The organism is Agromyces mediolanus (assembly GCF_014648575.1).
GTDB lineage: Bacteria > Actinomycetota > Actinomycetes > Actinomycetales > Microbacteriaceae > Agromyces > Agromyces mediolanus.
Window position 1 is genome coordinate 585267 of record NZ_BMRJ01000002.1, and the last position, 11416, is coordinate 596682.

Genomic DNA, 11416 nt, shown 5'->3' on the forward strand with positions numbered 1-11416 from the left:
GTGCGCGCGGTTCAGCGCAGGAAGCGCAGGTAATCCACCGCGGGGTCGACCGCGGCGCCCACGGTGAGCACGGCTTCGGCGACCTCCTCGCCGGCGCCGAGCTCGAGGGCGACCGAGCCGTCGGCCCGCACCGCACGCGAACCGCCGACGAAGCGCAGCCCCTCGGCCTCGCCCACGGCATTGACGTAGACGTGCGGCAGCCGGTTGTCGAGCGCCCGGGCCCGCGAGGCGAGCTCGTGGTCGGGCAGGTAGGGGGCCATGTTCGCGGCGACCGAGACGAGCAGCTCGGCTCCGGCCAGGGCGAGCCGGCGCGCCGGCTCCGGGAACTCGATGTCGAAGCAGATCAGTGCGCCGATCGCGGTGCCCGCAGCGTCGCCGAGCACATCGTCGGCGCCGGGGGCGAAGGCCTCCGCCTCGGCGCCGAACAGGAGGCGCTTGCGGTACACGGCGGCGAGCCGGCCCTCGGCGTCGATGATCGCGAGCGAGTTGTGCACGGCGCCGTCGGTCCGCGAGGCATCCGGCTCGCCTCGCTCGGCGAACCCGAAGGCGACGGCCGTGCCCGAGTCGGCGCAGGCCGTCGCGAGCTCGGCGAGCAGCGGGTCGTCGCGCGTCAGGGCGAGCTCGCCGACGCGCTCGCCGGTGTAGCCGCAGAGGAAGAGCTCGGGGAAGACGGCGAGCTCGGAATCCGGATGGCCCGCCAGCACCTCGCGGATGGTCGCCGCGTTCGCGCGGAGATCGCGCGGCGCGGCCGCGAGCTGCGCGAGGACCACCCGGAGCTCGCGCTCCCGGGCGGTCCCCGCGTGCCGGTTCATCTCGCGCCCGCTACTTCGCGACGAAGGACAGGCGGCGGTTCGCGAACTCGCCGATGCCGATCGGACCCATCTCGCGGCCGAAGCCGGAGCGCTTCACGCCGCCGAAGGGCAGCTCCGCCGCCTCCGCGGCGATCGTGTTGACGTGGGTCATGCCGACCTCGAGCCGCGAGGCGACGCGCGCCGCGCGCGCCTCGTCGGTCGAGAACACCGAGCCGCCGAGGCCGAGGTCGCAGTCGTTCGCGAGCTCGAGAGCCTCCTCGTCGCTGTGCACCCGGTAGACGGTCGCGACCGGCCCGAAGATCTCCTCGCGGTACGACGCGGAGTCGCGCGGCACGCCCGTCAGCACCGCCGGCGAGTAGTACGCGCCGGGACCGTCGGAGAGCACGCCGCCCGCCTCGAGCGTCGCACCCGCGGCGACCGCGCGCTGCACCTGCTCGTGCACCGTCTCGGCCGCCACACGGGTCGACAGCGGGGCGTACTCGCCCTCGCCGAGGGCGAGCTGGTCGCCGGGCACGAGGCCGTCGGCCAGCTTCTTCAGCTCGGCGACGAACTCGTCGTAGATGTCGTCCATGACGATCATCCGCTTGTTCGAGTTGCAGACCTGGCCGCCGTTGTAGACGCGGAAGTCCCACGCCGCCTTCGCGACGCTCGCGACGTCGTCGGCGTCGAGCACGACCATCGGGTCGATGCCGCCGAGCTCGAGCACGCACTTCTTCAAGTGCCGGCCCGCCTGCTCGCCGATGATCGCCCCCGCCCGCTCGGAGCCGGTGAGCGAGACGCCCTGCACCCGGTCGTCCGCGATCATCGTGGCGATCTGCTCGTGCGAGGCGAACACGTTCTGGTAGCCGCCGACGGGCACGCCCGCCTCCTCCATGATCTCCTGGATCGTGAGGGCCGAGCGGGCGCAGATGTCGGCGTGCTTCAGGATGATCGTGTTGCCGAGCACGAGGTTCGGGGCCGCGAAGCGGGCCACCTGGTAGTAGGGGAAGTTCCACGGCATCACGCCGAGCAGCGTGCCGATGGGCAGCTGCTCGATGATCGCCTTGCCGGGGATGGTCGAGGGGATCTCGTAGTCCGTGATGAGGCTCGGCCCGTGCACCGCGTAGTAGTCGATGATCGCCGTCGCGAACTCGACCTCGTCGATCGACTCGGCGAGGGACTTGCCCATCTCGACCGCGATGAGGCGGGCGAGTTCCTCCTTGCGCTCCTCGAACAGCTCGGCGACGCGCTTCACGACGGCGGCGCGCTCCTGCACGCTGCGCTCGCGCCATTCGCGGTAGGCGCCGTCGGCCGCCGCGAGCGTCTGCTCGATCTCCGCGTCGGTCGCGACCTCGAAGGTCTCGACGATCTCGCCCGTCGCTGGGTTCTGCACCCGGTACTTCGCCATTTCGGCTCTCTCCTTCGTCTCCGTGGGTCTGCGGCGCGGGCGTCGGCCCGCGCGGGAGCGCTCAGCGCTCGATGAACACCTTGCGCAGCGGTTCGCGCACGGTCCAGATGGTCTGCATGCCGGCCTCGAGGCGCACCACCGAGCCGGGCGCGAGCACGATCGCCTCACGGGCGGGCTCGACGAACTCGACGGTCGCGTCGCCCGCGAGGACGACGAACACCTCGTCGACCTCGGTGTCGCGCATCGTGCCGCGGCTCATCTCCCAGATGCCGATCTCGCCGGCCGCCGAGATGTCGAGCGGCAGGTACGCGGTGGTCGGCTCGCCGGCGACGGACTGCTCGGCGGGCACCGGCTCGTGCTCGAGCGCGACGGCCGGGCCGTCGACGAGCGCGCCGGGGGCGAGGCGCTCGGCGCCTTGCTGCTCGGCGCCCTGCTGCTCGGTGCCCCGCTGCTCGGCGCTCACGAGTCGAATCCGAGGCCGAGGGCGTCGAGCGTCTTCAGCAGCACGTTGCGCTTGCCGCGGTTGTGGTCGGCGCGATCGAGCGACCAGCGGGTCGCGTTGATGCCGATCGCGGCGGCCGGCTCGGGCGGGAACGGCAGCGGGCGCTTGCGCACCATCTCGAGCTGCGTGCGCTCGTTGTCGCGGCGCTCGAGCAGGTCGAGCATGACCTCGGCGGCGAAGCGTGTCGAGCCGACGCCGAGGCCGGTGAAGCCCGCCGCGTACGCGACGCGGTGCTCGCGCGCCGTGCCGAAGAAGGCCGTGAACTGGGTCGAGGTGTCGATCGCGCCGGCCCACTGGTGGCTGAACCGCAGGCCCTCGAGCTGCGGGAAGGTCGTGAAGAAGTGGCTCGCGAGCTTCTGCCACGACTCGGGGCGGTTCTCGTACTGCTCGCGCACCTTGCGGCCGTAGTGGTACACGGCGTCGTAGCCGCCGAAGAGGATGCGGTTGTCCTTCGAGAGCCGGTAGTAGTGGAACTGGTTCGCCATGTCGCCGATGCCCTGGCGGTCCTTCCAGCCGATCGAGTCGAGCTGTTCGGCCGAGAGCGGCTCGGTCATGAGCACGTAGTCGTAGACCGGCACGGTCATCAGGCGGTTGCGCTTCAGGAGCGAGGGGAACACGTTCGTCGCGAGCACCGCGTGCTTGGCGTCGATGCGTCCGCCATCGGTGACGACGCTCACGGCACCCGTCGAACCTGGGGTGTCGAGGCGGCGCACGGGCGACTGCTCGAAGATCTCGACGCCGCGCTCCTCGGCGACGCGGGCGAGCTCGGCCGCGAGCCGGGCCGGGTGCACCATCGCGTTGGTGCGCTTCTCCCACACCGCGCCGAGGTAGGTCGGGGAGTGGACGGATGCCTGGGCCGCGGCTTCGTCGAGGAAGACGACCTCGTCGGCCTCGCCCGCGGCGGCGGCCTCGTCGGCCCACTCGCGCAGCCACTCGAGCTGGTGCTCCTCGATCGCGGGCGCCAGCTGGCCGGTGCGCTCGAACTCGAAGTCCATGCCGTAGCGCTGCTCGCTCGCCTCGATGGCGTCGAGGTTCTCGAGCCCGAGGCGGTCGAGGAGCGGCATCTCCTTGGGCCAGCGGGAGAGGCCGTTCTCGCGGCCGTGCGTGAGGCTCGCCTCGCAGAAGCCGCCGTTGCGGCCGGAGGCCGCCCAGCCGATGCGCTTCGCCTCGACGAGGACGACGTGCGACTCGGGCGCGCGCTCCTTCGCGAGCAGGGCCGTCCAGAGGCCGGTGTAGCCACCGCCGACGACCACGAGGTCGGCGACGACGGTGCCGCTGAGCTTGGGCCGGGAGGGCTTCAGCGCTTCCGGCAGGTCGTCCCGCCAGAAGACCGAGTGGCGGGTGTCGGCGAGCGCATGCTCGATGACGGATGAAGAGGGTCGACGTCGTTCGAAGACGGTGGTGCCCACGGGGATCACTCCGATACGTGTTTGGTTCCCACCATCCTGACGCGGCGGCGGCCGGGCCGCCAGCCCGCCGCTGTCGCGGAATGACGGCGGCTCCGGACAGATTGACGGGCTGCGCCCGCCCGTCGCGCGGTCAGGCCGTGGGGGCGTGCTGCTCGAGGAACTCGTACACCTCGGTCTGGTCGACGCCCGGGAAGGTGCCGGTCGGGAGGGCGGCGAGCAGGCTCGTCGGCGTGCGCGCGGCCGGCCACGAGGCATCCGCCCACTTGTCGGCGAGTCCCTCCGGCGCCTGGCAGCAGCTCGGGTCGGGGCAGCGGGACACGGCGCGGTGCGGCGTCTCCCGGCCGCGAAACCACTTCACGTGCTCGAAGGGCACGCCGACCGAGACCGAGTACTCGCCCTCCTTCGCCTTCTCGATGCGGGAGGTGCACCAGAAGGTGCCGGACGGAGTGTCCGTGTACTGGTACCAGGGGCTGAAGCGGTCCTCGACGTCGAAGACCGTGCGGGCCGTCCAGTTGCGGCAGACGGTGGTGCCCTCGACGGCGCCGAGGGCATCGGAGGGGAAGCGGACGCGGTCGTTCTCGTACGCCTTGATGATCGTGCCCGATTCGTGCACCTTCATGAAGTGCACCGGGATCTCGAGGCGGGCGGTCGCCAGGTTCGTGAAGCGGTGGCCGGCCGTCTCGTAGGAGACCGCGAAGTGGTCGCGCAGCTCCTCCATCGAGATGCGGCGCAGATTCTTCGCCTCGGCGAGGAAGCGGACGGCGGCCTGCTCCGGCAGGAGGATCGCCGCGGTCAGGTAGTTCGTCTCGACCCGCTGGCGCAGGAACTCGCCGTAGTCGCGCGGCTCCTCGTGGTGCAGCAGGTGGCTCGCGAGCGCCTGCAGGATCGGCGAGCGGGAGTCCCGTGAGGGCGACTGCTGGGTCGGCAGGTAGATGCGCCCGTGCCGCTTGTCGGTGACGGAGCGGGTCGAGTGCGGCAGGTCGCCGACGTAGTGCAGGGAGTAGCCGAGGTGCGAGGCCATGTCGGCGACGAGCTGGTGCGAGACCGGTCCACCGGTGTGGCCGACCGCTTCGAGGAGTTCGGCCGCGACGCGCTCGAGCTCGGGGTAGAAGTTGTCGCGGGCGCGCATCTCGGCGCGCAGCTCGGCGTTCGCGCGGCGGGCCTCCTCCGGCGTCGCCGCGCGCTCGCGGTGCAGACGGTCGATCTCGTTGTGCAACGCCAGGATCGTCTGCAGGGTCTGGTCGCTCATCGTCTTCGCGACACGGAACGGGTCGAGCCCGAGCGCCGAGAAGACGGGACCGCGCTGCGCGCGCTCGACGGCGATCTCGAGGGCGGCGCGCTCGCTCGGCGCGTCGGCGCGGAGCAGCTCGTCGACCGTGGTGCCGAGCGCGAGCGCGATCGTGCGGAGCATCGAGAGGCGCGGTTCGCGCTTGCCGTTCTCGATCGCGGAGACCTGGCTGGGCGCCCGGTCGATCGCGCGGGCCAGCTCGCCGAGGGTCAGGCCGCGGGCGGTGCGGTGTTCGCGGATGCGGCGGCCGAGCGTGAGCGCGTCGACCTCGCCGGAGGTGGCGGCTTCGGCGGCGGCGGCAGCGGTGCCCGGCTCGGACCGGGATCGATCGGCGGCGATCATGTCAACGATGGTCACACGCGATGGCGGATGCCGCAAACGGAACTTCTGCGAAAGTTCTGCTGCGCTCGGGCGTTGATGTGGATTCGCGGGGCTGATTCGGGCGGTTTCGCGAGCATCCGTGTGAAGAAGTATCGAAGTGCGGATGTGTCGAAGTGCCGACGTGCTGGGCGCGGCCAGCGTAGGTCAGCATGGGATCAGTGCCGGATCCGTGCCGGGTCAGTGCCGGATCAGTGCCGGGTCAGTGCCGGGTCAGGATCTGCTCGGCGCTCGCGAGCTCGGCGTAGCTGTCGCCGAGCGCGGCCATGAACGCGGCATGCACCTGGGCGGCTGGCACGGTCACGCCGTCGAAGGTGAGATCGGGTGCCGCGCAGGCGTCGTGCACGACGGTGACCTGGAAGCCCAGGTCGGCCGCGGCCCGGACGGTGGCGTCGACGCACATGCTCGACATCATGCCCATGACCACGAGCTGCTGCGGTGCGGCCTCGGCGGCGCTCGCGGCGTCGTGCTCGCGCAGCACGCCCTCGAGCCCGGTGCCGATGAAGGCGTTCGGCAGCGCCTTGGTGAGCACGGTCTCGCCCTCGCGCGGTGCGACGCTCGGGTGGATCTCGACGCCCGGGGTGCCCGGCTGGAAGAACGCCGCGTCCGGAGCATCCCAGACGTGCTGGATGTGCACGACCGGCTCGCCGCGCTCGCGCCACGCCGCGAGCACCTCGCTCGCCCGATCGGCGGCCGCCTCGGGGCCGACGAGGGGGTGCCGGCCTCCGGCGAAGTAGTCCTGCTGGATGTCGATGATGAGCAGCGTGCGGGTCATGCGCTCACGCTAGCGGGAGGTGGCGGGCTCGCGGGAGCCCTTCGGGAACTTCCTCGGGATGCGCCGCGCGGCGTGCCCGGCGGCGTGCTTCGGGCAGTGCTCCGGCGGCTCGCGAACCGTTCGGCGATCACCCGTTCGTTCGCGCGATTGCCTGGACGGGGCACCTGCTGCGGATCGAGATGCGCCGGCGGGGTGAACCAGCTGCGGTCGTCGCGCACGTGGATGCGCCAACCGTCCCGGTGGACCCGATGGTGGTGGTGGCTGCAGAGCATGATCCCGTTGCCGGTATCGGTGCGGCCTTCGTCGCGCCGCCACCACGCGATATGGTGCGCCTCAGCGTAGCCCGGCGGTCTGAGGCATCCGGGCCAGGCGCAGCCGCCGTCGCGGTCGACGAGCACGAGCTTCTGCTCGGTGCTGAACAGTCGGGCCGCACGGCCCAGGTCGAGCCGAGCGCTGCCGTCGCCGAGCAGGAGCGGGCTGATGCCCGCGCTCAGTGCGAGGGCGCGGGCGGTCGCGATCGAGACGGGCTGCTCGATGCCGTCGAGCGTCGCGTGCCCCTCGCCGCTGGTCAGCGCCTCGGCGTCGACTCTGGCGACGACAGTGACGCGACGAAGCGCGGTCGGAGCGTCGCCGCAGCCCAGGGCGTGCCGGGCGAGGTCAGCGAGCGCGTCGGCGTTGAGCTGCGCGATCGAGCGGTCTTCGCGGAACAACGGATCGAGAGAGACGGGGCCGACGGGATCGTCGTTGCTGCGGTTCCCGCCTCCGCGCGCGGCGCTTGCCAGTGCACCGCTGTCGAGTGCGCCACCGCCGCTCCCTGCGTGGTCGGTGCGGTTGCTGCCTCGCCCGGCGCGCAGCGCGGCACCGACGAGCGCGTCGACCGCGGCTTTGATCGCGGCTCCGCTCTCGGGATCGAACGCGCCGCGCACAAGCACCATGCCGAAGCGGTCTTCACGGATCGAGAGCGATCGTCGAGCGCGGAGCTCGTCTTCGCGCGGTTGCACGCCGTCGGGGTCGAGGTGAGCTTCGAGTCGTTTGATGAGGGCGTGCACGCCGTCGACGCCGACGACGGGCGCGCGTTCGACGAGCAGGGCTTCGGCGGAGGCGAGCGCCTCGGGCTCGCAGCGGAGGGCGATGCGATCGAGGAAGCGAACGATGACGCCGGCCGCATCCACGCAGAGTTCACCCCGGCGCATCGCCGCAGCGACGAGCGGTCGCTTCGCCGGGAGCTCGTCGTCGAAGAAGCTGCGCCTGGCGGAGGTCGCCCGCCCGACCTCGATGAGGCGAACGGCGTCGATGTTTCGCCCACCGCTGACTGCAGCGAGGAGTTTGGCCGCGTTGGGGAAGCCGTGCTCGCGGGCGAGGTCTGCGTCGACCTCTCCGCACGAGCGGTCCGCGAGTTCGGCCGCGCACCGAGCCTGCAGGGCCTCGAGGGCGCGTGCCGCTCTGGCGAGTGCTTCGACCGTGCGCACCAGCCCCGCCCCGCTCATCGCGTGCACCTCGGCATCGACGCCGCTCGCCGCCCCGGCCAGCGCGCCTGCCCAGGTCGCGACGGCGTCGGCGGCGGCTTCTGCGAAGCGGGTGACGGCGGTCGTGGAGTGCATACCTCCATCCTGGCCGGGATGGGCAACACATTCGAAGAAATGTTCAAGCTGTGGATAACTCCGAAACCGCTCGCCGAGCTTGGATACGCTCGAAATCACGCACGAAAACGGCGCTCCCAGAGAATCCTGAGCGCGGATGGCCGGGTTGACACTCGGAGGAGGGAAGAGATGAGATTCGAACTCAGTTACGAACTGCGGGCGTGCGGGGTTGCTCGTGCTCGGGGGCCGCCGCGCGGTCGCGAGCCGCGAGCACCTCAGGCACATGCGCCTCCGCCCACTCGCGCATCGCCCGAATCGGGTCGAGCAGGGAGATGCCGAGCTCCGTGAGCGAGTATTCGACGCGCGGCGGAGAATCGCGGAACGCTCGACGCACGATCAAGCCGTCGGCCTCGAGCGCGCGCAGCGTCTCGGTGAGCACCTTCGGGGTGACACGGCCGACGCGCTCGCGGAGCTCGCCGAAGCGCAAGGTGCCGCCCCGTTCGAGTGCGAGCAGCACGAACATGGTCCAGCGTTCGCCGATCCGCTCAAACACTACGCGGCTCGGGCAATCCGGCGCGAGCACGTCGCGCGCCTCCTCGGAGGAGGAGGCGGTGGCCGCAGCGGCGGAGACGGTGGCCGCAGAGTCGGAGGCGGTGGCCGCAGCGGCGGAGTCGGTGGCGGCGGCGGCGGTGGCACTGTGTGCGTTCGGTTGAGGCATCGGCGGCCTCCCGTCCGGCGTCATGGTTTCCTCGAGGGAAGTTCCGTTGAAGTAACCGGCGGTGCGTCCATAGCGTTGCCGACATGAGAATCCTACTGACCGGGGCAACCGGGACCATCGGCTCGGCGGTGCTCGACGAGCTCGTCGAGGCTGGACACGAGGTGCGAGCGGTCGTCCGGAGCGAGCAGTCGGCGCGGGCGGTCGCAGCACGAGGTGCCTCCGCGCGGCTCGGCGAGGTGACGGACGCCAGCTGGTTCGGCGCCGAGCTCGCCGAGGCCGAAGCCGCTATCCACACCGCCGCGCCGGCGAGCGGGGCGCCCGAGTTCGACGCAGCCGTCCTCGACGCCATCGGGAACGAGTTCGCGACGACTGGGCGCCGGTTCGTGCACACGAGCGGGATCTGGGAGTACGGTACGGGCGCGAACCTCCAGGACGACGGCCCGCTCGACCCGCCGGAGATCGTGGCGTGGCGCGTGCCTCTCGAAGAGCAGCTCCTCGCAGGGCCCGTTTCCGCGACGATCATCGCACCGGGCGTCGTCTACGGCTCCGGAGGGATTCCCGAGCTCCTGACGACGCCGGGCCCGGATGGACGGGTCCGACTCGTGGGCGATGGTCGACAGCACTGGAGCCTCGTGCACCGGGACGACCTGGCGCGGCTCTACCGCATCGCCGTCGAGCATCCGCAGGAGCAGGGAAGGATCATCGCGGTCGATGGCCGACCGCAGAGCGTGCGAGCGATCGGTGAAGCGACCGTCGCCTCGGGGCGGGCCAGCGCCGTAGTGGAGGAATCGGTCGACGAGTCGCGGGCGCGGCTCGGCACGCCCTTCGCCGACGCCCTGCTGCTCGACCAGCGCGCGCTCGGCGAGAAGGCTCGCACGCTCGGCTGGCGGCCCGCTCACCGAAGCCTGCTCGAGGAGGTACTCGGCGACGGAGCACGGTGACGACGACGCGCGGCGGCGACGGAGTTCGGTGACGACGGAGCTCGGCCACCACGGAGCGCAGGACGACGGAGCTCAGTAGGGACGGAGCTCGGTGACGACGAAGCTCAGGGATAGCGGAACTCGGCATGGGCGGAGCACAGCGACGACGGAGCACGGCCGCGACGAAGCTCAGTGGAGGCCGAGCGCCCGGCATCCCGCCGGTATCGTCGACGGATGGACCTCCTCGACGTCTGGCCTGTCTTCCGCCTTCGGCTGCGCACGCCGCGGCTGGAGTTGCGCCCGGTGCGGGACGCCGATCTCCCGGGTCTCGCCCAGGCGGCGCTCGACGGAGTCCACGACGCTGAGCGCACGCCGTTCGGCATCCCGTGGACGGACGCGCCGCGCGAGGAGCTCCTGCCGAATCTCGCGCGGTTCGTCTGGCGCGAGCGCGCGGGCGTCGCCCCCGAGGAGTGGAACCTCCTCTTCGCGGTGCTCGAGGACGGCCGCCCGATCGGCGTCCAGGATCTGCGGGCGACGAACTTCGCCGCGCTCCGCACGGTGTCGAGCGGGTCGTGGCTGACACGTTCCCGCCAAGGCCTCGGCCTCGGCACCGAGATGCGCGCCGCCCTGCTCTTGTTCGCGTTCGACCACCTCGGCGCGACCGTCGCGGAGTCGGAGGCGTACGACTGGAACTCGCCATCGCTGGCCGTCTCGATGAAGCTCGGCTACCGGGAGAACGGTGTCACGCGGCGCTCGCCGAAGGCGGGCGTCGTCGAGGACGAGGTGCGGCTGCGGCTCGAGGCATCCGCGTTCCGGAGACCCGCATGGGAGCTCGAAGTGGACGGGGTCGATGAGGCGCGCCCGTTCCTGCTCGTCGAGTGATCGACGACCCGATGCTGCTGGCAACCGACCGCGACTGCGAGCGACGGATCGCGGCGGCCGGGGGCTGATCGCGATCCGTGGCCGAACCGTAGGAGCCGTGCGCAGGCGTGCCAGCGTCCGGCCGGATCCGTGGCGGGGACCCCTCCCCATTTTGGGGGAGGCCGCTCTGCTGCTTGGATGGTCCGCGGGGGACCGGGACCGACCCGGGAACCGGAGGGAACCAGAACCATCATGACCGCAACCCGTAAGATCGCCGCCGTCTCGTTCGCCGCGATGGCCCTGCTGCTCGCCGGCTGCGCATCCGGCGGTAACGCCGAGGGCACCGCCGCGAAGGCCGAGAAGCAGGCGGAGGCGCCCGCGGCGGCCGAGCAGACCAAGCAGGAGGCCTGCACCGACGTGCAGACCGCGCTCCAGGAGCTCTCCAGCCTGAGCTCGGTCGACTCCAGCGACCCCGCTGCGGCCCTCGCCGCGCTCAAGGAGGCCTCGGGCACCGTCACGGAGACCGCCGCCAAGGTCGGCAACCCCGAGGTCAAGGCCGCCGCCGACCAGGCCGCCGTCGCGCTCGACGAGTACGTCGTCTACCTCGACGGCATGGTCGCCGACCCGGCCAACGCCGACATCTCGGCCATGAGCGAGCACATCACCTCGCTGCAGGAGTCGGTCACCGAGCTCGGCACCGTCTGCGCCAGCTGAGCCGGCCACGGCCCCGCGTCGCAGCGGACCCTGCGACGGGGTGACCGCCCGAGCGGAACCACGACGGGCCGC

The 11416-nt window shown here is 71.7% G+C and carries 11 protein-coding genes; 3 read left to right on the top strand and 8 right to left on the bottom strand.

What is annotated here, in order from left to right; translation table 11 throughout:
• Positions 1-11: 11 nt before the first annotated feature.
• From IEY71_RS12555 to IEY71_RS12590, 8 genes are all read right to left on the bottom strand, one after another.
• Entirely contained in the window at positions 12-812 is an 801-nt protein-coding gene (locus tag IEY71_RS12555) for a nitrilase-related carbon-nitrogen hydrolase (RefSeq protein WP_189085663.1), read from the bottom strand.
• A 10-nt stretch (positions 813-822) separates the two neighbouring features.
• Positions 823-2199 carry an NAD-dependent succinate-semialdehyde dehydrogenase gene (locus tag IEY71_RS12560; protein WP_189085664.1) on the bottom strand — a complete coding sequence of 459 codons (1377 nt, stop codon included), beginning with the start codon at positions 2197-2199 and terminating at the stop codon, positions 823-825.
• 61 nt (positions 2200-2260) lie between these two features.
• Positions 2261-2662: a cupin domain-containing protein gene (locus tag IEY71_RS12565; protein ID WP_189085665.1), complete on the bottom strand. Its 402-nt coding sequence runs from the start codon at positions 2660-2662 to the stop codon at positions 2261-2263.
• Positions 2659-4110, bottom strand: a complete 1452-nt coding sequence (locus IEY71_RS12570) for an NAD(P)/FAD-dependent oxidoreductase (RefSeq protein WP_189085666.1) — start codon at positions 4108-4110, stop codon at positions 2659-2661. The genes IEY71_RS12565 and IEY71_RS12570 overlap by 4 nt, the downstream gene beginning before the upstream one ends.
• A gap of 130 nt (positions 4111-4240) precedes the next feature.
• Positions 4241-5740 (bottom strand): helix-turn-helix domain-containing protein, encoded by a 1500-nt coding sequence (locus IEY71_RS12575; protein WP_189085667.1) that lies wholly within the window; start codon positions 5738-5740, stop codon positions 4241-4243.
• 238 nt (positions 5741-5978) lie between these two features.
• A complete protein-coding gene (locus IEY71_RS12580; RefSeq protein WP_189085668.1) occupies positions 5979-6551 on the bottom strand; it encodes a cysteine hydrolase family protein in 573 nt (190 codons plus the stop codon).
• A complete protein-coding gene (locus IEY71_RS12585) occupies positions 6548-8416 on the bottom strand; it encodes an HNH endonuclease signature motif containing protein (RefSeq protein WP_189085669.1) in 1869 nt (622 codons plus the stop codon). Before IEY71_RS12585 ends, IEY71_RS12580 begins: the two co-directional genes overlap by 4 nt.
• Entirely contained in the window at positions 8334-8873 is a 540-nt protein-coding gene (locus IEY71_RS12590) for a winged helix-turn-helix transcriptional regulator (protein ID WP_308426148.1), read from the bottom strand. The genes IEY71_RS12585 and IEY71_RS12590 overlap by 83 nt, the downstream gene beginning before the upstream one ends.
• Positions 8874-8932: 59 nt before the next feature.
• On the opposite strand from IEY71_RS12590, the gene IEY71_RS12595 reads away from it, so the two are divergent.
• From IEY71_RS12595 to IEY71_RS12605, 3 genes are all read left to right on the top strand, one after another.
• Positions 8933-9790: an NAD-dependent epimerase/dehydratase family protein gene (locus IEY71_RS12595; protein ID WP_189085670.1), complete on the top strand. Its 858-nt coding sequence runs from the start codon at positions 8933-8935 to the stop codon at positions 9788-9790.
• 213 nt (positions 9791-10003) lie between these two features.
• The gene (locus tag IEY71_RS12600; protein WP_189085671.1) at positions 10004-10651 is read left to right on the top strand and encodes a GNAT family N-acetyltransferase; all 648 of its coding nucleotides are present in this window, start codon (positions 10004-10006) and stop codon (positions 10649-10651) included.
• A 231-nt stretch (positions 10652-10882) separates the two neighbouring features.
• Positions 10883-11344, top strand: a complete 462-nt coding sequence (locus tag IEY71_RS12605; RefSeq protein ID WP_189085672.1) for a hypothetical protein — start codon at positions 10883-10885, stop codon at positions 11342-11344.
• The last annotated feature ends 72 nt before the right edge of the window (positions 11345-11416 follow it).